Source organism: Streptomyces sp. DH12 (assembly GCF_020873895.1).
Lineage (GTDB): Bacteria > Actinomycetota > Actinomycetes > Streptomycetales > Streptomycetaceae > Streptomyces.
Genome location: NZ_JAHWGT010000013.1, coordinates 113,734 through 137,561, shown reverse-complemented (window position 1 = coordinate 137,561; position 23,828 = coordinate 113,734). Strand labels below are relative to the sequence as shown.

The 23,828-nt window shown below is 75.4% G+C and carries 23 protein-coding genes; 9 read left to right on the top strand and 14 right to left on the bottom strand.

Annotation, left to right across the window (positions count from 1 at the left end; all coding sequences use genetic code 11):
* Positions 1 to 53: 53 nt before the first annotated feature.
* Positions 54 to 1,367 (top strand): IS21-like element helper ATPase IstB, encoded by a 1,314-nt coding sequence (gene istB / locus LPA54_RS14510; protein WP_228977647.1) that lies wholly within the window; start codon positions 54 to 56, stop codon positions 1,365 to 1,367.
* 40 nt (positions 1,368 to 1,407) lie between these two features.
* Here istB and LPA54_RS14505 read toward each other — a convergent pair whose 3' ends face one another.
* Positions 1,408 to 1,821, bottom strand: a complete 414-nt coding sequence (locus LPA54_RS14505; RefSeq protein ID WP_228977645.1) for an organic hydroperoxide resistance protein — start codon at positions 1,819 to 1,821, stop codon at positions 1,408 to 1,410.
* A gap of 97 nt (positions 1,822 to 1,918) precedes the next feature.
* Here LPA54_RS14505 and LPA54_RS14500 point away from each other — a divergent pair, with 97 nt between their 5' ends.
* A complete protein-coding gene (locus LPA54_RS14500) occupies positions 1,919 to 2,428 on the top strand; it encodes a MarR family winged helix-turn-helix transcriptional regulator (RefSeq protein ID WP_228977543.1) in 510 nt (169 codons plus the stop codon).
* A 265-nt stretch (positions 2,429 to 2,693) separates the two neighbouring features.
* Here LPA54_RS14500 and LPA54_RS14495 read toward each other — a convergent pair whose 3' ends face one another.
* The 3 genes from LPA54_RS14495 to LPA54_RS14485 all read right to left on the bottom strand — a co-directional run bounded on the left by LPA54_RS14495 (position 2,694) and on the right by LPA54_RS14485 (position 6,823).
* Positions 2,694 to 4,037: a carboxyl transferase domain-containing protein gene (locus LPA54_RS14495; RefSeq protein ID WP_228977541.1), complete on the bottom strand. Its 1,344-nt coding sequence runs from the start codon at positions 4,035 to 4,037 to the stop codon at positions 2,694 to 2,696.
* Positions 4,030 to 5,535: an acyl-CoA synthetase gene (locus LPA54_RS14490; protein WP_228977539.1), complete on the bottom strand. Its 1,506-nt coding sequence runs from the start codon at positions 5,533 to 5,535 to the stop codon at positions 4,030 to 4,032. The genes LPA54_RS14495 and LPA54_RS14490 overlap by 8 nt, the downstream gene beginning before the upstream one ends.
* Before the next feature lie 244 nt (positions 5,536 to 5,779).
* A complete protein-coding gene (locus LPA54_RS14485; RefSeq protein WP_228977538.1) occupies positions 5,780 to 6,823 on the bottom strand; it encodes a rod shape-determining protein in 1,044 nt (347 codons plus the stop codon).
* A gap of 264 nt (positions 6,824 to 7,087) precedes the next feature.
* On the opposite strand from LPA54_RS14485, the gene LPA54_RS14480 reads away from it, so the two are divergent.
* Together LPA54_RS14480 and LPA54_RS42290 are read left to right on the top strand one after the other, a co-directional pair.
* Positions 7,088 to 7,336, top strand: coding sequence for an SCO4226 family nickel-binding protein (locus LPA54_RS14480; RefSeq protein ID WP_228977537.1), 249 nt, complete (start codon positions 7,088 to 7,090; stop codon positions 7,334 to 7,336).
* Between the two features lie 123 nt (positions 7,337 to 7,459).
* Positions 7,460 to 8,326, top strand: coding sequence for a hypothetical protein (locus LPA54_RS42290; RefSeq protein ID WP_267487120.1), 867 nt, complete (start codon positions 7,460 to 7,462; stop codon positions 8,324 to 8,326).
* Between the two features lie 145 nt (positions 8,327 to 8,471).
* Here the strand turns inward: LPA54_RS42290 and LPA54_RS14470 are convergent, their stop codons facing one another.
* Positions 8,472 to 8,906, bottom strand: coding sequence for a MarR family winged helix-turn-helix transcriptional regulator (locus LPA54_RS14470; RefSeq protein ID WP_228977534.1), 435 nt, complete (start codon positions 8,904 to 8,906; stop codon positions 8,472 to 8,474).
* A gap of 90 nt (positions 8,907 to 8,996) precedes the next feature.
* Between LPA54_RS14470 and LPA54_RS14465 the strand changes: the two genes are divergently transcribed.
* From LPA54_RS14465 to LPA54_RS14455, 3 genes are all read left to right on the top strand, one after another.
* Entirely contained in the window at positions 8,997 to 10,016 is a 1,020-nt protein-coding gene (locus tag LPA54_RS14465) for an NADP-dependent oxidoreductase (protein WP_228977533.1), read from the top strand.
* 64 nt (positions 10,017 to 10,080) lie between these two features.
* Positions 10,081 to 10,503, top strand: a complete 423-nt coding sequence (locus LPA54_RS14460; RefSeq protein WP_228977531.1) for an organic hydroperoxide resistance protein — start codon at positions 10,081 to 10,083, stop codon at positions 10,501 to 10,503.
* A 200-nt stretch (positions 10,504 to 10,703) separates the two neighbouring features.
* A complete protein-coding gene (locus LPA54_RS14455) occupies positions 10,704 to 11,507 on the top strand; it encodes an EI24 domain-containing protein (RefSeq protein WP_228977529.1) in 804 nt (267 codons plus the stop codon).
* A gap of 38 nt (positions 11,508 to 11,545) precedes the next feature.
* Here the strand turns inward: LPA54_RS14455 and LPA54_RS14450 are convergent, their stop codons facing one another.
* The 3 genes from LPA54_RS14450 to LPA54_RS14440 form a co-directional block, all read right to left on the bottom strand.
* A complete protein-coding gene (locus tag LPA54_RS14450) occupies positions 11,546 to 12,274 on the bottom strand; it encodes a carbon-nitrogen hydrolase family protein (RefSeq protein WP_228977526.1) in 729 nt (242 codons plus the stop codon).
* Positions 12,275 to 12,328: 54 nt separating this feature from the next.
* Positions 12,329 to 13,765 carry a pyroglutamyl peptidase gene (locus LPA54_RS14445; RefSeq protein ID WP_228977524.1) on the bottom strand — a complete coding sequence of 479 codons (1,437 nt, stop codon included), beginning with the start codon at positions 13,763 to 13,765 and terminating at the stop codon, positions 12,329 to 12,331.
* Positions 13,766 to 13,835: 70 nt separating this feature from the next.
* Positions 13,836 to 14,420, bottom strand: coding sequence for a TetR/AcrR family transcriptional regulator (locus LPA54_RS14440; RefSeq protein ID WP_228977520.1), 585 nt, complete (start codon positions 14,418 to 14,420; stop codon positions 13,836 to 13,838).
* 151 nt (positions 14,421 to 14,571) lie between these two features.
* Here LPA54_RS14440 and LPA54_RS14435 point away from each other — a divergent pair, with 151 nt between their 5' ends.
* Positions 14,572 to 17,016 (top strand): beta-glucosidase, encoded by a 2,445-nt coding sequence (locus LPA54_RS14435; RefSeq protein ID WP_228977518.1) that lies wholly within the window; start codon positions 14,572 to 14,574, stop codon positions 17,014 to 17,016.
* A gap of 56 nt (positions 17,017 to 17,072) precedes the next feature.
* Here the strand turns inward: LPA54_RS14435 and LPA54_RS14430 are convergent, their stop codons facing one another.
* Positions 17,073 to 17,936, bottom strand: coding sequence for an SGNH/GDSL hydrolase family protein (locus tag LPA54_RS14430; RefSeq protein ID WP_228977638.1), 864 nt, complete (start codon positions 17,934 to 17,936; stop codon positions 17,073 to 17,075).
* A gap of 289 nt (positions 17,937 to 18,225) precedes the next feature.
* Between LPA54_RS14430 and LPA54_RS14425 the strand changes: the two genes are divergently transcribed.
* A complete protein-coding gene (locus LPA54_RS14425) occupies positions 18,226 to 18,720 on the top strand; it encodes a DUF3145 domain-containing protein (RefSeq protein WP_228977516.1) in 495 nt (164 codons plus the stop codon).
* Positions 18,721 to 18,894: 174 nt separating this feature from the next.
* Here the strand turns inward: LPA54_RS14425 and fabF are convergent, their stop codons facing one another.
* The 5 genes from fabF to LPA54_RS14400 form a co-directional block, all read right to left on the bottom strand.
* Entirely contained in the window at positions 18,895 to 20,157 is a 1,263-nt protein-coding gene (gene fabF / locus LPA54_RS14420) for a beta-ketoacyl-ACP synthase II (protein WP_228977514.1), read from the bottom strand.
* A 66-nt stretch (positions 20,158 to 20,223) separates the two neighbouring features.
* Complete coding sequence (locus LPA54_RS14415) at positions 20,224 to 20,472, bottom strand: acyl carrier protein (RefSeq protein WP_228977513.1); 249 nt, start codon at positions 20,470 to 20,472, stop codon at positions 20,224 to 20,226.
* Between the two features lie 84 nt (positions 20,473 to 20,556).
* Complete coding sequence (locus LPA54_RS14410) at positions 20,557 to 21,558, bottom strand: ketoacyl-ACP synthase III (RefSeq protein WP_228977511.1); 1,002 nt, start codon at positions 21,556 to 21,558, stop codon at positions 20,557 to 20,559.
* Between the two features lie 23 nt (positions 21,559 to 21,581).
* Entirely contained in the window at positions 21,582 to 22,505 is a 924-nt protein-coding gene (locus tag LPA54_RS14405) for an ACP S-malonyltransferase (RefSeq protein ID WP_228977509.1), read from the bottom strand.
* A gap of 90 nt (positions 22,506 to 22,595) precedes the next feature.
* Entirely contained in the window at positions 22,596 to 23,780 is a 1,185-nt protein-coding gene (locus LPA54_RS14400) for a CdaR family transcriptional regulator (RefSeq protein WP_228977507.1), read from the bottom strand.
* Positions 23,781 to 23,828: the final 48 nt, after the last annotated feature.

The following is a 23,828-nucleotide window of genomic DNA, read 5'->3' as shown; positions in this document are numbered from 1 at the left end:
AGGAGATGCCGGTGTCCCGCCTCGACTCGTCCCGCTCCGCCGCCCCGTCGCACATGACGACCCTCGGCTACGCGCTCTTCGCCACCCGCTGGCTCCAAGCGCCCCTGTACTTCGGCCTGGTGGCCGCGCAGGGCGTGTACGTCTACAAGTTCTTCAACGAGCTGTGGAAGCTGATCGACCACGTCCTGAGCGGCTCGGCCGACGAGACGCACGTGATGCTCGCCGTGCTCAAGCTCGTGGACGTCGTCATGATCGCCAACCTCCTCATCATGGTGATCGTCGGCGGGTACGAGACCTTCGTCTCCCGCATCGGCCTCCAGGGGCACCGGGACCAGCCGGAGTGGCTCTCCCACGTCAACTCCAACGTGCTGAAGGTGAAGTTGGCGACGGCCATCGTCGGCATCTCGTCGGTTCACCTGCTCCAGATGTTCGTCGACGTGCACCACACCCCGCAGCACGACCTGCTGTGGGGCACGGTCATCCACATGGCGTTCATCGTGTCGGCCCTGATCCTGGCGTACATGTCCGGGCCGATGACCGCCCACGAGCACGGCGCCCGCCCCGACGACGCACCCGAGCGCGGCCCCGCCCACCCGGACGACCGGGACGGCGGACACGACCGGGACGGCGGAGAGGGCCGAGACGGCCGGCACTGGCGGGACGCCCGGGACGCACGCGTGGGCGGTACGGCGGTGAGCACCGCGAAGGCGGGCGCCGCCCTGCGGCCCATTCCGCGGCAGGCGGGCGCCGGGCGCTCGGCCTCGGCGGAGGAGCGGATCGCGGCGGCGGGCTTCCCGGCCCGCAAGGAGCTGGAGACCTTCGACGTCGGCCACCTGCGGGCGCCCGACCCGCTGGTCCTGGACCGGCTGGGCCGGCTGGACTTCGTCGCGCGCCGCGAGAACGTCGTCTTCCTCGGCGGCCCGGGGACCGGCAAGACCCACCTCGCCGTCGCACTCGGTGTGCGGGCCTGCGAGGCGGGGCAGCGGGTGCTCTTCGCGACGGCGCAGGAGTGGGGCGCCCGGCTGCGCCGCGCCAAGGCCGCGGGCCGGCTCGACGAGGAGCTGGCGGCGCTCGACGCCTGTCCGCTGCTGGTGGTGGACGAGCTCGGGTACGTCCCGTTCGACGGCGAGTCGGCCAACCTCTTCTTCCAGCTGGTCGCGCACCGCTACGAGCGTGCCTCGCTGCTCGTCACGACCGACCGGCCCTTCTCGCGGTGGGCCGAGGTCTTCGGCGACGGCGGGGTCGCCTCCGCGACCGCGGACCGGCTCGCCCACCACGCCGAGGTCGTCACGCTGGAGGGTGAGAGCTACCGCACCCGCGGCCTGGAGGCCGCGGCCGTCGCGGGCTGGCGGGGCCCGGCCGTCTGAGGCGGGACACGCCCCGGGTGCCCGGCGGGCGCATGCGCGGTCACTCGACCTCGAGGCGCACGGTGATGTTTCCGCGCGTCGCCTTGGAGTAGGGGCAGTACGCGTGGGTCTTCTCCAGCAGGTCGCGGCCGGCCTCGCCCTGGAGGTGGTCCGGGAGCTCGGCGCGCAGGACCACGGAGAGCCCGAAGCCGCCGTCGGTGTCCTTGCCGATGCTCACCTCGGCGGTGACGGAGGCGTCCTTGACGTCGATCTTCTCCTGCCGGCCGATCGCCCCCATGGCGCTGGCGAAGCACGCCGCGTACCCGGCGGCGAAGAGCTGCTCGGGGTTGGTGCCCGCGCCGTTGCCGCCGAGCGCCTGGGGGAAGGCGAGCGGCAGGTCTATCAGGCCGTCGGAGCTGACGGCGCGGCCCTCGCGGCCGTTGGCGGTGGCGACGGCGGTGTACAGGGCGTCCATGGGGAGTCCCGTCCTCTCGGTCGTGAAGTGCGTCGAGATCATTTCTAGCAGGCAATTAAATTGCACACAACTAAATTGGGGGAGGTAGCCTAGTGGCATGCACCACACCGACACGCACCGCGACGCCCGGGAGGACGAGGACTTCCTCCGCCTCGACCACCAGATCTGCTTCTCGCTGCACGCGGCGACCCGCGCCTTCAACGGCGTCTACCGCGTCGCCCTCAAGGACCTGGGGCTGACCTACCCCCAGTACCTGGTGATGCTGGTGCTGTGGGAGCACGGCGAACTGCCCGTGAAGCGGATCGGCGAACACCTGCGCCTGGACTCCGGCACCCTCTCGCCGCTGCTGAAGCGGCTGGACGCCGCCGGGTACGTGGAGCGGCGCCGCAGCGCCGAGGACGAGCGGTCCGTCACGGTGCGGCCCACGCCGGCCGGCGCCGCCCTGCGCGAGCGCGCCGCCGGGGTCCCGCGCCGGATGGCGGAGGTCACGGGCATGCCCCTCGACGAGATGCGCACGCTGCGCGCCCGCCTCAACGACCTCGCCGCCGCGCTCGACGCCGCCGCGCGGACCATGGGCGACGAGGAGCCCGGCGACCACCGGCCCTGAAGCCGCACGCCCGCGCGCCCGTGCGCCGACGGGTCCGGATCGCGCGGGAGGCCCGGGACCACGGCCTGCACCCGCGCGCCCGCGCGCCGACGCCTCGCGCCCACCGGCCGGTCGTCCCGCCGTCCGGTCGCGGTCGCCTCGCGTACTCCCGGCCGCGTACTCCCGGCCGTGGGCGCCCCGCGGGACGGGGGCCGTGCCGGGCCGCGGCCGGCCGTACCGGGCGGCGCCGTACCGCTCCGGTCCGGGCCGGGCCGGTCCGGTCCGGTCAGACGATGCCGCGCACGACTCCCAGCTCCACCAGGTCCTGCGGGCGCAGCCGGAGCTGCTCCGCCGTGCGGGCGGTGTCCCCGGCGGGGCGCTTGAGGATGGCCGCCGCCGACTCCGGCGCGATCACCGAGAAGTAGCTGTCCGGTGTGGCCCAGGTGCGGCCCGGCGCGGCGAGCGCCAGCGCGCCGCCCGACCCGCCCTCGCCGACCACCAGGGTCGTCACCGGCACCCGCGCGCCGGCCACCGCCGCGAACACCTCCGCGATCGACGCGCCCGCACCCGCCCGCTCGGCCTCGGCGTCGTTCGCGGCGCCCGGCGTGTCCACCAGCGTCAGCACCGGCAGGCCCAGCCGGTCGGCGAGGCGGACCACCCGCGCCGCCGTGCGGTACCCGGCCGGCCGCGTCGCCGTGCCGCACTGGGCCGCGTACACGACCCCGCGCCCGTCGCGCAGCCCCACGCCGCACAGCATCCCCGGGTCCGTGCCGCCGCACCGGTCCCCGACGAGCGGCAGCCGCTCCCGGAAGTACGCGTCCAGGTACGCCTCGGCGCGGGGCCGCTCCGCGGCGCGGGCCCGGCGCACCGCGTCCCAGCCGGACACCGGCGGTCCGGCCGCCTGGCCCAGCGCGCGCGGCGGGGGCACCGGACCGGGCGCCGGCCGGGTCAGGGCGGTCAGCCAGCGTCCCAGCAGCGCGCGCAGCTCCCCGGGCGGGACCACCGCGTCGACCTGGCCCGCCGCGAGCTGCCCCTCCGCCGTGTACGCCGCCGGGTCGGCGTCCGCCGGCCGCACCCGCGCCCCGGCGAAGCCGATCTGGGCGCCGGGCAGCGCCAGCAGGACGTCCGCGCCCGCGCCGATCGTCGCCCAGCCGCCCCCGGTCGCCGGGTCCCGCAGCACGGCGACGTGCGGCACCCCCGCCTCGCGCAGCAGCACCGTCTCGCGGGCCACCCGCTGCAACTGCGCCAGCGCGACCACGCCCTCCTGCATCCGGCTCCCGCCCGTCGCCACCAGGGAGACCAGCGGCAGGCGACGCTCGCGCGCCAGCCGGTACGCGGCGGTGATCCGGTCGCCGGTGCGCTCGCCGAGCGACCCGCCGAGGAAGCCGAACTCGAAGGCGAGGACGGCGCACCGCACCCCGGCCACCTCCGCCTCCCCGTACAGCGCCGACTCCGCCTCGCCGGTCCGCTCCCGCGCGCGGGCCCGCGCCTCCCCGTACCCGTCCCAGCCCAGCGGCCCGTCGGCCGGCGCGGGGCCGGCAGGCGGCGGGGGCGGCGTGTGCTCGGTGAACCCCTCCGCCACCAGCGCTATCGCCGCGCGGGCGGTCAGCCGTGCCGCCGCCTCAGCCATGGAGGGCCCGCTTGAGCACCTTGCCCATGTCGTTGCGCGGCAGCGCGTCGAGGTAGCGGACGGCGCGGGGCCGCTTGTGCGGGGCGAGCTGCTCGGCCACGTGGGCCGCGAGGTCCGCCACCGCCGGTGGCGCGTCCGCGTCGGCGGCGACGATCCACGCCACGACGCGTTCGCCCAGGTCCGGGTCTGGCTCGCCGGTGACGGCGGCCTCCCGCACCGCCGGGTGGGCGAGGAGGGCGTTCTCGATCTCCCCGGCGCCGATCTTGAAGCCGCCGCTCTTGATCAGGTCGGTGGCCCGGCGCCCCACGAGGCGCACCGACCCGTCCGGGTCCCGCACCGCCATGTCGCCGGTGCGGAACCAGTCGCCGTCGAACGCGGCGGCGGTCGCGTCGGGCCGGTTCAGGTACTCGGTGAACAGGTGCGGGCCGCGCACCTGCACCTCGCCGATCGTCTCGCCGTCGTCCCCGGCGACCGGAGTCCCGTCGTCGAGGACGAGCCGCAGCTCCACGCCGGGCAGCGGCGTGCCGACGGAGCCGGGGCGCTCCGGCTCGGCGCCCGGACGGACGCTCGTGTTCATCAGCGTCTCGGTCATGCCGTACCGCTCGACCACCCGCCGCCCCGTCGCCGCGGTGATCCGCTCGTGGTCCGGCAGCGGCAGCGCGGCCGAACCCGACACGAGCAGCCGGGCGCCCGCGAGCGCCCGGGCCAGCCCGCCGGCCGCGCCGGGGGCCGGGTCCGTGCCGCCGGCGGGCCCGGCCGGGGCCAGGGCCTCGGCGATCCGGTGGTACATCGTCGGCACGCCGAACAGCATCGTCCCGCCGTCGGCCAGGGCGCTCGCCACCCCGTCGGTGGTGAACCGCCCGAGGTGCCGGACGGCGCCGCCGCGGCGGAGCGGGCCGAGGACGCCGAGGACGAGGCCGTGGACGTGGAACAGCGGCAGCGCGTGCACCAGGACGTCGTCCGCCGTCCACGCCCAGGCGTCGGCCAGCGCGTCGAGGGTCGTCGCGAGGGCGCGGCGGGAGAGGACGGCGCCCTTGGGCGGACCGGTCGTGCCGGATGTGTACACGATCAGCGCCGGTGCGCCGGGGCCCGGTTCGGCGGGCAGCGGGCCACGGGCCGGGCCGCCGCCGGGCGCGCCGGCCGCGACGTCGACGCGCGGCAGGCCGGCGAGCGGCTCGGGGAGCCGGTCACCCGCGGCGGCGAGCACCAGGGCGGGCTCGCTGTCGCCGACGACGTGCGTCAGCTCGCGCTCGCCGGTGCGGGGGTTGAGCGGTACGGCCGGGACGCCGGCGAGCAGCGCCGCGACCACGGCGACGCAGGTCTCCGGCGAGGGCGTGGCCCACACCGCGACCCGCCCGGCGCCGGCCAGGCGCGGGACCACGGCGGCGGCCGCGGCGCGGAGCCCGCCGTAGGTGAGGGCGCGGTCGCCGAACCGCAGGGCGGGGCGGTCGTCGCCGTCGGGGCCGCCGGCGGTCAGGGCCGGAAAGAGGGAACTCACGGGGCCGTCCTCCTCGCATCGCTGCACGGGGTGTCCCGCCATGCTCCCAGGCGCCTCCCGCCCGGCCGCGGCCCACCCGTCCGCCGGCCCGCCCACCGAGCCGCCCGCCGGCCCTTCCGTCCGCGTCCGCCGTGTCCGCCGTATCCGGCCGGGCGGCACCGGGATCCACCCGTGCCCGTCCGGCGGGCACGGGGCCGTCCCGGCGGCACGGGCCCCCGCCCCGCCGTCCGGGGCGACCCGGGGGCTACTCGGCGTCGGCCAGCGGGTTCAGGGTGAGCGGCTCGATCCGGCCCTCCAACATCTCGCCCAGCCCGAGGACCGCGCAGACGTCCGGCCGCTCGGCGATCCGTACCGGCATGCCCGTCCAGTCCCGCAGCATCTGGTCGAGACCCGGCAGCCGGGCGCTGCCGCCGACCATGGTGATGCCCCGCTCGGCGAGGTCGGCGACCAGGTCGGGCGGGCAGTCGCGCAGCACCTTGCCGATGCCGTCGAGCACGGCCGTCAGCGGGGTGTGGATGGCCTGACGGACCGCGGCCGTGTCCACCAGGACGGAACGCGCCAGCCCGGTGGCGACGTCGCGGCCGTGGATCTCGGTCGACGCCGGGCCCTGGGTGGTGAGGCCGTTGCCGTGCAGGGCGAGCTGGAGCGGGCGCACGGACTGCGTCGGAAGCATCAGCTCGTGCTGGTGGCGCAGGTACTGGATGACGGCGTGGTCGATGGCGTTGCCGCCCACGGGGATGCGCTCGGCGGTGACGATCGAGCCGAGCGAGAGGACGGCGACCTGCGTCGTCGCCGCCCCGCACACCAGGATCATCGTCGCGGTCGGCTGGGCGACGGGCAGGCCGCAGCCGACGGCCGCCGCGATCAGGGTGTCCACCAGCTCGACCCGGCGGGCCCCCAGCCCCACCATCGTCTCGACGGTCGCGCGCTGGGCGAGCGGGTCGCTGTCGTGCGGGGTGCAGGCGGCCGCGCGCAGCATCGGCTTGCGGCGCAGCTGGCGCCGCAGCTTCTCGCCGAGGAGGCTGCGGAGCATCCGCTGCGCCATGTCGATGTCGACGACGCTGCCGCCGGAGACGGGGCGGACGACCCGGATGTAGTGGGGCGTGCGCCCGGTCATCTTCTCCGCGAACGCGCCGACCGCGATCAGCGCGCCGGTGCGCGTGTTCACGGCGGCCACGCTCGGCTCGTCCACGACGAGCCCGGCGCCCTTGACGAAGACCCGGGTCCTGGCGGCCCCGAGGTCGACGGCGACGTGGCAGCGGCGCAACTGCTCAAGACTGACGGTCACGGCGGATCCTCCCGAGAGCGGTGTGTGTCTGCATCGTCCGGCCGCCGGGACCGGGGCGCGCGCTGGGCTGCGCCGGTGGGGGGACGGAGCTGACGGGGGGTCAGCCGGGTGGCGCATGCCGCACCGGCCCGCCGCCCCCGTCGCCCGACCGCCCCCGCGCGACGGGAGGGCAGCGGCCCTCCGCCCCGCCCCCGCGAGACGGGAGGGCACCGCGGGCGCACCATGGAGTGAGGGGGACGGCCACCGGATGGAGGTACGGGTGTCATGGCCACGTACATGGACGTTCACCACGGTTTCGAGGGCATCACCGCGGACCAGCTGCGCCAGGCGCACCAGGCGGACCTCGCCCACGAGAAGGGCGAAGGAGTGCACTTCGAGCGGGCCTGGGCCGACCCGGAGTCCGGCACGGTGTACTGCCTGTCGTCGGCGCCGTCCAAGGAGGCGGTGCAGCGGGTGCACGAGAAGGCGGGACACCCGGCGGACGAGGTGCACGAGGTGCCGATCACGGTCTGAGAGCGCGCCGCCACCGGCTCCGTGGGCGCCGGGCGCGCCGCCCACGGAAGACGTCGTTCCACACAGGATCCTCACAAGCTCCCCGGTCTGCGGCACCCGTCGGGCGCATACTCTGCGGGCGCCATGGATTTCTGCCACCAGTGTCAGAGGCACCTCAACGGAGCCCTGGCCTGCGCCGGGTGCGGTACTCCCGTAGAGGAGCTCCGGCGCGACGACCCCCGGACAGCCGCGGCGGACGGCGTCTTCGAGCTCGCTCGGGACGAGCCGGTACCGCCCGCGGCGTCTTCCCGTGCCCAGGCGCGGCAGGAACGTTCCGCCGGCGCCCGCTCCGCCCGCTCCGCCCGCTCCGGCTCCGGCGGGGGCCGGCCTGGGGCCCGGCGCGCCGCGCGGGCGGGTGGACGCCGCGCCCGGCGGCGGCGCGGCCGCAACGTCCTGCTGGGGGTCACCGGCCTCGTCCTGGCGGCGGGCGCCCTCAGCCTGGCCGAGCTGGCGATGGAGCACCCGGCCGACGACGGCGCGGCCACCGCCGTGCGGCAGGAGGACGCGGCGCAGCCGGAACCCCTGCCCGTGCCGACGCCGAGCACCGGCCGGCCGGAGGGCCCGGACGAGGTCCGGGAGTCGCCGTCGGCGGCCAGGCCCACCGCCGACCCGTCCGCGTCGACGGGCGGCGAGGGCTCCGGCGACGCGACCGGCGGCCCCGACGGCGCCGGGACCGCGCCCGGCGACGGCGACGGCGACGGGACCGGTGAGGACGGAGGGGCCGGGCAGGGGCAGCACAAGGGCGGGCTGAAGAACCCGACCCGGCCGACCGCCTCCGCCGACGCCCCGGAGCCGCCGCCGGACGCCCCCTCGGATCCGGCCCCGGACGACCCGGCCCCGGATCCGACGCCCACCCCGACCGGTGAACCGGCGCCCGAACCGCCGCCCTCGCCGGCGCCGTCACCCTCGCCGACGAAGAGCTGCACGCCGTGGCTGTGGTGGTGCTTCTAGCCTGACGCCGTCGCCGTCGCCGTCGCCGTGGCTCCTGCCGCCGCCGGGCGGTGGCGTGGACGGTGCGGGTGGCGGCCGCGGTGGCCGGCGCCCGCCCGCCGCGGTGGCCGGCGCCGGCCCCGCGCCCGGTTCCCGGGCCGCTCGATCAGGCCGGGGGCTCGCCGAGCATGCGGCGCAGCAGGTCGCGCAGGAGGGCGCGCTCCGCCACCGACAGGCCCGCCAGCGGCTCCCGGGCGAAGTCCAGGGCGTCCCGCAGGCGGCGCGCCGTGGCTCGGCCCTCCTCCGTCGGCGCGGCCAGCTTCACCCGGCGGTCCGCCGGGTCCGGGCGCCGCTCGACGAGGCCGCGGGCCTCCAGGCGGTCGACGATGCCGGTCACGTTGGACGGCTCGCACCGCAGGGACACGGCGATGCGCCGCATGGGCAGCGGCTCCAGGGCGAGCAGGCTCAGCACCCGCGCCTGCGCCCCGGTCAGCGAGTGCTGCGCCGCGGCGTGCTCGTACTCCTCGTGGTAGCGCGCCACGACGGTGCCGATGAGTTCCACGACCTCGACGGTGACCGGGTCTGTGCGTGTACTGGCCATGCCCACCAGCCTACCCAGTTACTTGACAACATGAAATATCGAGGAGCATGGTTGTTTCAGTTGGTGAAACATCCTATGGAGGTACGCAGCATGTCCGCACTCCCGACGTCCGGCCGTGAATGGCACCTCGTCTCCCGCCCGCACGGCTGGCCCGTCCCGGAGGACTTCGCGCTCCGCGAGGCCCCCGTCGCCGCCCCGGGCGAGGGCCGCATCCTCGTCCGCAACCTCCACTTCTCGGTGGACCCGTACATGCGGGGACGGATGAACGACGTGAAGTCGTACGTCCCGCCGTTCCGGCTGGACCACCCGATGGAGGGTGGCGCGGTCGGCGAGGTCGTCGCGTCCGCCGCCGAGGGCTTCCAGGTCGGCGACCACGTCCTGCACGGCCTGGGCTGGCGGGAGTACGCCGAGGTCGAGGCCAAGCGCGCCGCCAAGGTCGACGCCTCCCTCGCGCCGCTCACCGCCTACCTGGGCGTGCTCGGCATGACGGGCCTCACCGCGTACGCCGGCCTCTTCGAGACCGCCTCCTTCAAGGAGGGCGACGCCGTGTTCGTCTCCGGCGCGGCCGGCGCGGTCGGCAGCCAGGTCGGGCAGATGGCCCGGCTGAAGGGCGCCTCGCGCGTGATCGGCTCGGCCGGCTCCGACGAGAAGGTCAAGCGCCTGGTCGAGGAGTACGGCTTCGACGCCGCCTTCAACTACAAGAACGGCCCGGTCGGCGAGCAGCTGAAGGCCGCCGCCCCCGACGGCGTCGACGTCTACTTCGACAACGTCGGCGGCGAGCACCTGGAGGCCGCGATCTCCTCGCTCAACGTGCACGGCCGCGCCACCATCTGCGGCATGATCGCCCAGTACAACAACACCGAGGCGACCCCGGCCCCGCGCAACCTCGCCCTGGTCATCGGCAAGCGCCTGCGGCTGCAGGGCATGCTCGTCGGCGACCACGCCGCCCTCCAGCCGCGCTTCTTGGAGGAGGTCTCCGGCTGGCTGCGCTCGGGCGACCTGAAGTACGACGAGACGATCGTCGAGGGCATGGAGAACGGCGTCGACGCCTTCCTCGGCCTGCTGCGCGGGGACAACACCGGTAAGATGATCGTTTCTCTCACCCGCTAGGCTCCCTCCAGGCCGTCGCGATCGTGGGCGCGAGTCGCGGCGCGACACAGGGAGGAACCCCTACATGTCCATCCAGCAGTCCGACGTCCTCTACACCGCGGTAGCCACCGCCGAGAACGGCCGGGACGGCCGCGTGGCCACGGACGACGGCGTGCTCGACGTGGTCGTCAACCCGCCGAAGGCGATGGGCGGCTCCGGCGCGGGCACCAACCCGGAGCAGCTGTTCGCCGCCGGCTACAGCGCCTGCTTCCAGGGCGCGCTCGGCGTCGTCGCCCGCCAGGAGAAGGCCGACGTGTCCGGCTCCCAGGTCACCGCCGAGGTGGGCATAGGCAAGAACGACGACGGTTTCGGGATCATCGTGAAGATCTCCGCGACGATCCCGAACGTCGACCCCGCCACCGCCAAGGAGCTGCTCGAGAAGGCCCACCAGGTCTGCCCGTACTCCAAGGCGACCCGCGGGAACATCACGGTCGAGCTCGCCGTCTGACGGACGGCGCGGGCCGCGCACGGGCGAGGGCCGCACTCCCGGGACCACCGGGGGTGCGGCCCTCCGCCGTCCCACCCGCCCCGTGTCCGCACTCCACGGTCCCGCCCCTCCGCCGTCCGCCTGCGCTGCGCCCGCTCCCGCCACCGCGCCCGCGGCGACGTGCCGGGGGACCGGCGGAGGAGCCCCGATAGGGTGACCCCATGCGTGATCTTGCCAAGGGCTTCGGCTTTCTCCTGCAGGGACAGCGGTGGGTCGGCCGGCACGGCCGCTGGTTGGGCTTCGGGCTCCTCCCCGGCCTCGTGACCCTCGTCCTCTACGCCGGCGCGCTGGTCGGTCTGGCCTTCGGCGCCGACGACCTGACCGCATGGGCCACCCCCTTCGCCGACGACTGGTCGTCGCCCTGGCAGGGGCTGTTCCGCGGCTTCCTCACCGCCCTGGTGTTCGCCCTCGGGCTCTTCCTCGCCGTGATCACCTTCACCGCGGTGACCCTCCTCGTGGGCCAGCCCTTCTACGAGTCGCTCTCGGAGGAGGTCGACCGCTCGGAGGGCGGGCACGTCGCCGAGTCGGGGCTGTCCTTCGGCCGCGAGCTGTGGATCTCCGCCCGCGACAGCGTCCGCGTCGTGCTGCGGGTGGCCTGCTACGGCATCCTGCTCTTCGCCCTCGGCTTCGTCCCGGTCGTCGGCCAGACCGTCGTCCCCGTGCTCGCCTTCTGCGTCTCCGGCTACTTCCTCACCGAGGAGCTCACGGCCGTCGCGCTCCAGCGCCGCCGCATGGACCTGAAGGACCGCCTGGCCCTGCTGCGCGGCCGCCGCATGATGGTCCTCGGCTTCGGCGTGCCGCTGACCCTCGCGTACCTGGTCCCGTTCGTCGCGGTCTTCCTGATGCCCGGCGCCGTCGCCGGGGCCACGCTGATGGCGCGCGAGCTGGCGCCGGACGCACCCCGGCCGGACCAGGAGCCCGCCCCCGCCGCCCGGCCCGGGACGTACGGCCTGCGCAAGGACTGACCGCACGGTCCGCCGCGCCGCCGGCCGGGGCCGGCCGCCTACGGGGCGGGGACCTCCGCCCGGACCAGCCCCGGCGCGACCTCGTCCGCCTCGGCCAGCAGGCCGCCGTCCGGGCCCCACACCGCGCTGCGCCCGCAGCCGGTCCACGGGCCGGCCGGGCCGACGTGGTTGGCGAGGACCACGTACAGGCCGTGGTCGCGGGCGACGGCCGGATAGACCGCCGCCCGCTGGCGCACGCCGTCCCCCGTCCCGTACAGCGAGCTGGCCAGGTACACCCGGCAGCCGTCCGCCGCGGCCCGCCCGCCGACCTCCGGGAAGTGGTTGTCGAAGCAGGTGGCCAGCGCGAACCGGTGCCCGTCCAGGGTGAAGCGCCCGTCGCGGCGGCCCGCCGCGAAGACCTCGCCCTCCGCCTCGTACAGGTGCTGCTTGTCGTAGCGGGTGAGCAGCGCCCCGTCCGGGCCGAACACGAACGACGCCAGGTACGGCCGCCGGTCGCCCGGCGCCGCTCCCGGCGCCGCGCCGTTGACGACGGCGGCGGCGCCCACCGCGCGGCACGCCTCCCGCAGCGGGTCGAGCCGCGGGTCGTCGGCGTCCGTCCAGAGCCGGCGGTCCCGGTCGACGAGCTGCGGCTCGTAACCGGTGAGGGCCAGTTCGGGGAAGACCACCACCCGCGCCCCGGCCGCCGCGCGGAGCATCCCTGCCATGGTGCGGACGTTGGCCGCCACGTCCCCGGGTACCGCGCTGAACTGGGCCGCTGCGACGATCACTCTCCCAGTATGCCGGGCCCCGCCCGCGCCGCGCCGGGCGCGGCCGACGTCCCGTCAGCGCCCGGCGGTCGCACCGCCGCCGGCGCCCGCCGCGCCCGTACCGCCGCCCGCCGCGCCCGTACCGCCGCCCGGCGTGCTCGTACCGCCTGCCCCGCCCGTACCGCCTGCCGCGCTCGTACCGCCCGCGTCCGCCGTACCGCCCACGCCACGCGCGCCCGCCGCGACGGCGATGACCGAGCGGACCTGCGCCGTGATGGCCGCCCGGTTCCGCAGGTAGGCCGGGTCCTCCACCGCGTCCGTGTGGTCCGCGCCGAACCGGAGCACCGGCGTGTGCAGATGGCCGCCCGGCAGTCCGGTCAGCCCCAGCCGGTCGCGCAGCAGCGTGGCCCGGTAGGCGATCTCGTTGGAGAGGTAGTCGCCCCCGCCGCCCGCGCGGGCCGCCGAGCCGGGCGTGGGGCCGTCGGGGCGGACCACCGGCTGGGTCGCGCCGGCGGGCACCTCGGTCACCGACGTGTTGTCGTACACGGGGAAGGGACCGGTCGCGGCCGCCGTGATCGCGGCGTACGGCAGGCTGGTGACCGTCCACTGCGGTCGCGTGGCCGGGTCGGCCACCGGCACCGGGCCGGTCTCCGAGGCGTTCTCGTTGTCCGCGAAGCCGCCGCGCCACGCCCCGTTGTACCGCTCGACGTCGAAGCGGCCCACGCGGCCCTGGCTGACGGTCGTGAACAGGTCCACGCGCGGCAGGTGCGGGCGCAGTGCCCGCTCCACAACGCCGTCCGCGAAGTCCCGCCACCGCACGGGGAAGACCATGGTCTCCACGCGGGCCCACCCGCCGTCCGCCGTGCGCACCAGCGTCCCGTCCAGGGCGAGGGCGGCCGCGCCCGACGGGTTGCCGATCCGGATGTCCCGGTCGAGGGTGAACGGGTCGAAGCCGGTCAGCAGCACCCGCCTGACGCCCCGCCCGGCCGGGAAGCGGACCGCCTCCTGGCCCCGCGAGGCCGACTCCAGCCGGTCGACCAGCCGTTCGCGCGCCCCCGCCGGCAGGGCGGTGGCCGGCTCCCAGGCGCGCAGGGCCCGGACCATGCCCAACCGCGCCCAGTACAGCGGCCGGTCGTCGTCCCGGGCGAGATCGCCGCCCGCCGGTCCGCGCCCCTGCGCCCGCTCGACGGCCCGCCGCCACAGCTCCGCCCCGTGCCGTGCGGTGACCCGCTCGGCCTGCGCGTACGTCCGCGCGCCGCGCAGCGCGTCGGCGAACCGGGGCGCCGCCGTGTCGAACCCGGAACGCCGCAGGATCTCCCGCGGCACGGGCCGGTCGAGCCGGGCCTCCTCGACGGCGGGCCCCGAGGTGGACCCCGCGCCGGGCCCCGCGACGGCGGAGGGGGCGGAGGCGGGAGCCGGGGCGGAGGCGGAGGCGGGCGCGGCGCCGAGCGCGAGGGTGGAGAGGGCGGTCGTGAGGGCGAGGCCGAGGGCGGTGGTGCGTATCGGTGACACGGGGGTCCTTCCGTCGGGTGGTCGCAGTGCCGCAGTATCGCCGCCGCCCGCACCCGGCGCCACCACGCGTCTACCGCGCTTCCTCCCACCCCAGCAGCACCATGAAGTCCCGGAACGCCGACGTCATGTCGACCGACTCCGGGTCGAGCAGCCACTGGTACTGCAACCCGTCGAGCACCGCCGTGAGCAGAGGCGCGGCACGCTCCGGGGCCAGGCCGGAGGGCAGCCGCTCGCCGAACTCGGCCCGCAGCAGCTCCGCCATGTCCGCCCGCACCCCGGTGTACCGCCGGACGAAGAACTCCCGCGCCGGGTGACTGTCCGTCACGCTCTCGCCCAGCAGCGCCGAGAAGGTCTGCACCATGCCCGGCCGCATCGCGTTGTACTCGACGAGGGTCGCCAGCAGGTCCAGGCGCCACCCGGACCGGCCGCTCGCCCCGCTGCCGCCGGTGTCCCACCGGTCGCGCTCCTCCAGCACCGCGACCAGCAGGGCCTCCTTGCCGGGGAAGTGGTGCAGCAGCCCCTGCTGGGTGAGGCCCGCCCGTTCGGCGACGGCGGCCAGCGACGCCCCCCGGTAGCCGCGTTCGGCGATGACCTCGAAGGCCGCGCGCAGGATGGCCTCGCGACGCTCCTCGCTCCTGGGCCTGGCAGCCGTCATGTCCCGCGCTCCTCCCGTCGGTGCCGCAGCAGGACGGTACGGTATCCGGGCCCCCGGACGTCACGAAGGGGTAACGACGCCTACTGTCCGCCAGGTGGCCGGGTGACCATGGGGGCGGCGACGCGGGTCGGACGGAGCGGGAGGGGCCACCATGACGGCGGACGAAGCGGCGGACGAAGCGGTGGAGGCGGCGCTCGGCGCGCTCGACCTGGACACCAAGGCGAGCCTCCTGGCCGGGCGTGACATGTGGAGCCTCCCCGGCGTCCCGGCCGTCGGCCTGGCGCCGCTGGTCATGTCCGACGGCCCCGTCGGCGTCCGGGGCGTGCGCTGGACGCCCGACGACCCGTCCCTCACCCTGCCCTCCCCGACCGCGCTCGCCGCGACCTGGGATCCCGGGCTCGCCCGCCGCGTCGGCCGTCTGCTCGCCCAGGAGGCCCGCCGCAAGGGCGTCCACGTCCTGCTCGCCCCGACGGTGAACCTCCACCGCTCCCCGCTGGGCGGACGCCACTTCGAGGCGTACAGCGAGGACCCGTACCTCACCGGCGAGATCGGCACGGCCTACGTGCGCGGCGTGCAGGACGGCGGGGTCGCCGCCACCGTCAAGCACTTCGTCGCCAACGACGCCGAGACCGACCGCTTCACCGTCGACAACACCGTCCCGCTCCGGGCCCTGCGCGAGCTGTACCTCGCGCCCTTCGAGGCGATCGTCCGCCGCGCCCGCCCCTGGGCGGTCATGGCCGCGTACAACGCCGTCAACGGCGTCACCATGACCGAGCACCGGTACCTCCAGAACGACGTGCTGCGCGGCGAGTGGGGCTTCGACGGCGTCACCGTCTCCGACTGGCTGGCCGCCCGCTCCACAGCCGGCGCCCTGCGCGGCGGCCTCGACGTCGCCATGCCGGGCCCCCGGACCGTCTACGGCGAGGCCCTCGCCGCCGCCGTCCGCTCCGGGGAGGTCGACGAGGAACTGGTGGACCGGGCGGTACGCCGCGTGCTCCGCCTCGCCGCCCGCGTCGGCGCGCTCAGGGGCGCCCCGCCGGCCGTCCCCGCGCCCCCGCCCCCCGTCGACGGAGGGGCGCTCGCCCGCGAGGTCGCGCACCGCTCCTTCGTCCTGCTGAGCGACACCGGCGGCGTCCTGCCCCTCGACCCGGCCCGCACCCGCCGGATCGCGCTGGTCGGGGCCGCCGCCCGTGACGCCCGCGTCCTCGGCGGCGGCTCCGCGCACGTCTTCCCCGCCCGTACCGTCTCCCCGCTCGACGGCCTCGCGGCGGCCCTGCCCGAGGGTGTCGCCCTCACATACGCCGTCGGCGCCGACCCCGCCGACGAACCGGCCCCCGCCGGACCGGGCTTCACCCTGCGCGCCGTCTGCCGCGACGCCGCCGGGGCGGTGCTCGCCGACACCCCGCTGCCCTCCGGCCAGATCCAGTGGATCGCCACCGACCTGCCCGCCGGGGTCACCCACGACACGCTCCACAGCGTCGAGATCACCGGCACGTTCACCCCCCGCGAGAGCGGCGTCCACGGCTTCGGCACCCGCGGCCTCGGCGCCCTCGCGCTGTCCGTGGCCGGGCGGACCCTCTACGAGGGGACGCAGGCGGCGGGCGACGAGAGCGACCCGTTCGAGGCGTTCGCCGGCGCCCCCGCCGAACGCGGCGCGCTCACCCTCGCCGAGGGCGTGCCCGTCGAGGTGTCCCTCCGCCACACCACGGGCGGCGGCCCGAGGTCCCCGCTGCCCGCCGTCGTCTTCGCGCTGCTGCACCGCCCGCCCCGGCGCGACCCCGACGAGCTGATCGCCGAGGCGGTCGAGGCGGCCCGTGCCGCCGACACCGCCGTCGTGGTCGTCGCCACCACCGAACGCGTCGAGTCCGAGGGGTTCGACCGCGCCGACCTGCGCCTGCCGGGCCGTCAGGACGCCCTCGTGCGGGCCGTCGCCAGGGCCAACCCCCGCACCGTCGTCGTCGTCAACGCCGGCGCGCCCGTGGAGACGCCCTGGCGGGACGAGGTGGCGGCCGTGCTCCTGACCTGGTTCCCCGGCCAGGAGGGCGGCGCCGCCCTCGCCGACGTCCTCCTCGGCACCGAGGAGCCCGGCGGCCGCCTCCCGACCACCTGGCCGGCCGCGCTCGCCGACGCGCCGGTCACCGACGTCACCCCCGTCGACGGCGAACTGCGGTACGCCGAGGGCCCCTACATCGGGTACCGCGCCTGGGACCGCGCCGCCGGACCCGCCCCCGCCTACCCCTTCGGCCACGGCCTGGGCTACACCACCTGGGAGTACGAGTCCCTGGACGTCACCCCCACCACCGCCCGGGTCCGCGTCCGCAACACCGGCGCCCGGCCCGGCCGCGAGGTCGTCCAGCTGTACGTCGCCCCCCGCGCCGACCGCGTCGAACGCCCCGCCCGCTGGCTGATCGGCTTCGCGACCGTCGAGGCCGCGCCCGGCGCCGCCGCGGAGGCGGAGATCCGCCTGGCGCCCCGCCTCTTCGACGTGTGGGACGAGGAAGCGGCCGCGTGGACCGCCGTGCCGGGCCGGTACGAGATCCGCGCCGGCCGCTCCCTCACCGACGTGCGCCTGAGCGTCTGCCTGGAACTCGACTGAGCCCCGAGCCGCGACACGCGGACCGTGCCCGGCACCGCCGACCGCCCGGACACCCCCTAGGCGGGCGGTTCCGCGGAGGTGACGGCGCGGTAGGCGATCTCCGCCAGCCGCCCCTGCCCGTCCCGGCTCGGGTGGAAGACGTCCCACGGGCTCAACTGGCCGCTGCCGAAACGGAAGTCGAAGACGGCGCCGCCGTCGTAGCGGCAGCGCGCGTCGCGGGCGCACACCTCGCGCAGCACGCTGTTGTACGCCACCACCCGCTCGCGCACGGCCGCGCGCCGGGCCGTGGCGGCCGCGCCGAGGTCGTCGGCGTCGGCGAGCATCGAACCGCACACGCCCAGCTGCCACACCTGCCGGCCCACCGGGTGGTCGCGGCCCGTCGACCACAGCCGGTGCAGGTCCGGCACGCTCGACACGTACAACTGCGCCGTGGGCGCGTCGCGCCGCAGCTGTGCCACCGCCGACGCGAACGACGTCCGGAAGTCGGCCACGGGCGTCATCAGGTCCACGGACGGGCGGCAGGCGTCGTTGCCCCCGACCATGACCGTGACCAGGTCCGGCTTCTGTGCCGCGGCCAGCCGCATCTGCGCGGGCAGCTCCGCGACGCGGGCGCCCGACCGGGCCAGGTTCCAGCTGCGCGAGGGGAGGGCGGAGGCGCCCAGCAGCCGCAGCGCGAGGCTGTTGACCACGGCGTCCGAACCGGTCGCCCACGAGGCCTCCGGGCAGTCCGCCAGCACCCCGCAGGCGTCGAAACCGCGCGTGATGGAGTCGCCGACCGCGGCGACGGACGTCGGCCGGGTGTTCCAGAGGGAGGTGGGGGAGGGGCTCGGCCGGGCCGCGGCGGCCCGTTGCCGCGCGCCGTCCGCCCCGCCGTCGCCGGGGGACGCGACACACCCGGACAGCGCCGCACCGCAGAACAGCGCCGCCGCGGCCGCGACGGCGGCCGCTCGGCGCCCCCCGGACGGGCGTACGCGGTCGGGGTCCTGGCGAGTGAAAGCTTGGTGTCGACGGGCCACGGGACCGACCGTACGTCATCCCAAGAGACCCGGCGCACGGTAGCTTTTCCCCGTCGAACCAGACGCGCCTGGCCGACCGGCTCCGGTAAATTACATCACGTCACAAGCTGTCCCTTTTGTGGAGTTTCGCTCCCGATGCTGTTTACTGAGGCCGCTGGGAAAAGGCGAACCTCGTCCCACCCTGGAGGTCCCGGTGACGACACGTGGAGTCCTGTACGTCCACTCCGCGCCGCGCGCGCTCTGTCCGCACGTCGAATGGGCGGCCGGGGGAGTGCTCGGCACGAGGGTCCAGCTCGACTGGATCCGGCAGCCGGCCTCACCGGGCACCTGGAGAGCCGAGTTCTCCTGGCGGGGTGAGCCCGGCACCGCCTCCAAACTCGCCTCGGCCCTCCGCGGCTGGCAGATGCTCCGCTTCGAGGTGACCGCCGAACCCTGCCCCACCGCCGAGGGCGAGCGCTACAGCGCCACGCCGGTCCTGGGCATCTTCCACGCCGTCATCGGCATCCACGGCGACATCATGATCCCCGAGGACCGGTTGCGCGCCGCCCTCGCCCGCTCCGCCCAGGGCGAGACGCTCCTGGAGGCCGAGATCGCCAAGCTGCTCGGCAAGCCCTGGGACGACGAGCTGGAGCCCTTCCGCTACGCGGGTGAGGGCGCCCCGGTCCGCTGGCTGCACCAGGTCGTCTGACCGCCCGCCGGGCCGCCCGGCGCCTCCCCCCGCCCCACTCGACCCCGCGCGTACGTCCCCCACCGCGCGCCACCCGAGCGCCCCGGCGCCTGCCTTCGGACAGCGCGGAAGGCCCCCGCCCAGCAGGGCGGGGGCCTTCCTCACGCACGGGCCGGGGCGTCCCGGCGGCGGACGTCAGACCGTCCGGAAGGCGAGGACCACGTTGTGGCCGCCGAAGCCGAACGAGTTGTTGATCGCCGCGATCGTGCCCTCGGGCAGCGGACGGGGCTCGCCGCGCACGACGTCCGCGTCGACCTCCTCGTCCAGGTCGTCGACGTTGATGGTCGGCGGGGCCGTGCGGTGGTGCAGCGCCAGGACCGTCGCGACGGTCTCGATGCCGCCGGCGCCGCCCAGCAGGTGACCCGTCATGGACTTCGTCGCGGAGATCGCGACGTGCTCCAGGTCGTCACCGAGGACCTTGCGCAGCGCCTTCACCTCGGCGACGTCGCCCTGCGGCGTCGACGTGGCGTGCGCGTTCAGGTGCACGACCTCCGCCGGCTTCAGGTCCGTCGAGTCCAGCAGGTTCTGCAGCGCGGCGGCGATGCCGCGGCCGGTGGGCTCGGGCTGCGCGATGTGGTGGCTGTCGGCGGACAGGCCCTGGCCCAGCGCCTCGCAGTACACGCGGGCGCCGCGGGCGGCGGCGTGCTCGGCCGACTCCAGGACGACCACGCCCGCGCCCTCGCCCAGCACGAAGCCGTCACGGCTCTTGTCGTACGGGCGGGAGGCCTTCTCGGGCTCGTCGTTGTTCTTGGACATCGCCATCATGTTGGCGAACGCCGCGATGGGCAGCGGGTGGATGGCCGCCTCGGTGCCGCCGGCGACGACCACGTCGGCGCGGCCGGTGCGGATCATCTCGATGGCGTAGCCGATGGCCTCGGCGCCCGACGCGCACGCCGACACCGGGGTGTGGACGCCCGCCTGGGCGTTCACCTCCAGACCCACGTTCGCGGCCGGGCTGTTCGGCATGAGCATGGGCACGGTGTGCGGGGAGACCCGCCGCGCGCCCTTCTCCTTCAGCACGTCGTACTGGTCGAGCAGGGTCGTCACGCCGCCGATGCCGGAGGCGATGACGGAGCCGAGGCGCTCGGGGAGGACCTTCTCGTCCTCGCCGGCGGGGCCGGAGAAACCGGCGTCCGCCCACGCCTCGCGCGCCGCGACGACGGCGAACTGCGCCGAGCGGTCCAACTTGCGGGCCAGCGGCCGCGGCAGGACCTCCAGCGGGTCGACGGCCACACGGGCCGCGATCTGCACGGGCAGGTCGGCGAAACGCTCGCCTTCGAGGGGCCGGACACCGGAACGCCCGGCGAGCAGGCCCTCCCAGGTCGAGGCGGAGTCGCCACCCAGCGGTGTGGTTGCGCCGATACCGGTGACGACCACGGTGCGATTGGTCGGGCTCACAGGAATTCTTTCTCCACGTGTATGAGGTATGCGTGAATGCGGCGCCACCGCCGGGTGGCGATCCGATCAGGCCTGGTGCTTGAGGATGTAGTCGGCGGCGTCGCGGACCGTCTTGAGGCCCTTGACGTCGTCGTCCGGGATCTTCACGTCGAAGCGCTCCTCGGCGGCGACGACGACCTCGACCATGGACAGCGAGTCCACGTCCAGGTCGTCCGTGAAGGACTTGTCCAGCTCGACGTCCTCGGTCGGGATGCCGGCGATCTCGTTGACGATCTCGGCGAGACCGGCGACGATCTCTTCCTGAGTGGCGGCCATGTTGGCGCTCCTTCGGTGTGTAGCTCTGTGCTTCTCAGAGGATGTGACGGCGCCCGTCCCGACCTCGCGGGCCGGAACGTGTGCCTAGGGGAGGGTAACGACCGTCGCGGCGTAGACGAGCCCCGCCCCGAAGCCGATGACGAGCGCGGTGTCCCCGCTCTTCGCCTGCCCGGTCGCCAGGAGCCGCTCCATCGCGAGCGGGATCGAGGCGGCCGAGGTGTTGCCGGTGGTCTCCACGTCACGGGCGACCGTGACGTGCTCCGGCAGCTTCAGCGTCTTCACCATCGAGTCGATGATCCGCATGTTGGCCTGGTGCGGGATGAAGACGTCCAGGTCGGCCGCGGAGATCCCGGCCGCGTCCAGCGCCTGCTGGGCGACCTTGGCCATCTCGAAGACGGCCCAGCGGAACACCGCCTGGCCCTCCTGCGTGATGGCCGGGAACCGCTCGACCGTGCCGTCGCGGTAGTCCGTCCACGGCACCGTCTGCTTGATGGTCTCGGACTTGTCGCCCTCGGAGCCCCAGACGGTGGGGCCGATCTCCGGCTGCTGCGCCGGGCCGACGACGACGGCGCCCGCGCCGTCACCGAACAGGAAGGCCGTCGCACGGTCCTCCAGGTCGGTCAGGTCGCTCAGCCGCTCCACGCCGATGACGAGGACGTACTCGGCGGAACCCTCGACGACCATGCCCTTGGCGAGGGTCAGGCCGTAGCCGAACCCGGCGCAGCCCGCCGAGATGTCGAACGCGGCCGGCTTGCTCGCCGTGATCTTGTCCGCGATCTCGGTGGCGACCGCCGGGGTCTGCTTGAAGTGCGAGACGGTGGAGACGATGACCCCACCGATCTGGTCGGGGCTGATCCCCGCGTCCGCGATGGCCTTGCCCGCCGCCTCGACCGACATCGCGGTCACGGTCTCCTCGGGCGAGGCCCAGTGGCGGGTCGCGATGCCGGAGCGTGAGCGGATCCACTCGTCCGACGAGTCGATCGTCTCGAGGATCACCTCGTTCGGCACGACACGGGTGGGCCGGTAACCGCCGACACCCATGATGCGTGCGTACGGGGCGCCCCTGCTGGGCTTGATCTTCGCCATGCTCTACGGCTCCTTGCTCCGGTTCAGGAGGCGGCGCCGGCGTGCTCGGCGATGAGCGCGCGTGCCGCGTCGAGGTCGTCGGGGGTCTTGAGCGCGAGCGTCTTGACACCGGGGAGGGCGCGCTTGGCGATACCGGTCAGCGTGCCGCCGGGGCACACCTCGACCAGCGCCGTCGCACCGAGCCGCCGGAACGTTTCCATGCAGAGGTCCCAGCGGACCGGGTTGGCGACCTGGCCCACGAGGCGGGTGACGACGTCGGCACCCGAGGCGACGGTCCGCCCGTCCTTGTTGGAGACGTAGGCGACCTGCGGGTCCGCCGGGGACAGGCCGCGGGCGGCCTCCTCCAGCTTCGCCACGGCGGGCGCCATGTGGTGGGTGTGGAACGCGCCGGCGACCTGGAGGGCGACCACGCGGCGGACGCCCTCGGGCTTGTCCGCCTCCAGCGCGGCCAGCTGCTCCATCGTGCCGGCGGCGACGATCTGGCCGGCGCCGTTCACGTTCGCCGCGGTCAGACCGAGCTTCTCCAGGTGCGGGACGGTGACCTCCGGGTCGCCGCCGAGCAGGGCCGACATACCGGTCCGGGTGACGGCGGCGGCCTCGGCCATCGCCACACCGCGGGTCCGGACGAGCCGCAGCGCCGCCGTGTCGTCGAGGACACCCGCGAACGCGGCGGCGGTGATCTCACCGACGCTGTGGCCCGCGACGGCGCCCGGCGACACCTCGCCGAGCGCGGCGGCGGACAGCAGCCCGGCGGCCACCAGCAGCGGCTGGGCGACCGCCGTGTCGCGGATCTCCTCCGCGTCGGCCTTCGTGCCGTAGTGGGCCAGGTCCAGTCCGATGGCCTCCGACCACGCGCCGACACGGTCGGCGGCGCCCGGAAGATCGAGCCAGGGGGTCAGGAAGCCGGGCGTCTGAGCGCCTTGGCCGGGAGCGACGAGTACGAGCACCCTCACACTCTCTCTTGTGGACGGTCCTCCACGCCCGTGGGGACTAGGACGAAGAACCGTCGGGTGAATTGTTGGTCCCCCACAAAAGCCTTAGGACTGTGTCTCGCCGTCGGCCAGACGCCCCAGGATCAGCGCGATCCGCAGCGTGAACGCCGACCGTACATCGGACGGCGACCACCCGGTGACATCGGTCACACGACGGAGCCGGTAGCGCACGGTGTTCGGATGGACGAAGAGCATCCGGGCCGCCCCCTCCAGGCTGCTCGCCTGCTCCAGGTACACGCTCAACGTCTCCAGGAGCGCCGAGCCGGCCTCCTCCAGCGGTCTGTAGATCTCCTCCACCAGCTGCTCGCGGGCGGCCGGGTCCGACGCGATGGCCCGCTCCGGCAGGAGGTCGTCGGCGAGGACCGGGCGGGGCGCGTCCTGCCACGCCGAGCACGCCTTCAGCCCCGCGGCCGCCGCCTGCGCGGACCGCGTCGCCGCCAGCAGGTCCGGCACCACGGGCCCCGCCACGACGGGCCCCGCCGCGTACGGGCCGATCAGCGCCTTCGCCACGGCCAGCGGGTTGTCGCTGCCGCCCGCGATGACCACCAGGCGGTCGCCGAGCACACCGGTCAGGACCTGCAGCTTGGCGTGGCGGGCCGCCCTGCGGATCGCCTCCACCGTCAGCTCGCTGTCCCCGTCCGGTGCGGTGCCCAGGATGACGCACACGTGCTCGGGGGAGTTCCAGCCGAGCGCGGCGGCCCTGCTGACCGCCCCCTCGTCCGCCTCACCCGACAGCACCGCGTTGACGACGAGGGACTCCAGGCGGGCGTCCCACGCGCCGCGCGCCTCGGCGGCCTGGGCGTACACCTGGGCCGTCGCGAAGGCGATCTCCCGGGCGTAGACCAGCAGCGCCTCGCGCAGCACCGACTCGTCGCCCGGGGCGGCGACCTCCTCGATCGCCGTCTCCATCACCTCGATGGTGGTGCGCACCATCTCGACGGTCTGGCGGAGCGTGATCGCCCGGGTCAGCTCGCGGGGGGCCGTGCCGAACACGTCGGTCGAGATCGCCTGGGGCGCCTCGGGGTGCCGGAACCACTCGGTGAACGCCGCGATGCCGGCCTGCGCGACGAGACCGATCCAGGAGCGGTTCTCCGGGGGCATGGCCCGGTACCACGGCAACGTCTCGTCCATGCGGGCGATGGCGTTGGCGGCGAGCCGCCCGGAGGACTGTTCGAGGCGTTTCAGGGTCGCTGCGTGCGGGTGGGCGGCGTTCGCTGCTGGTTCAGGCACGGGACAAGACTGCCTTATCGGGACGGCGGCCCGTCCAGCCGGTCTACC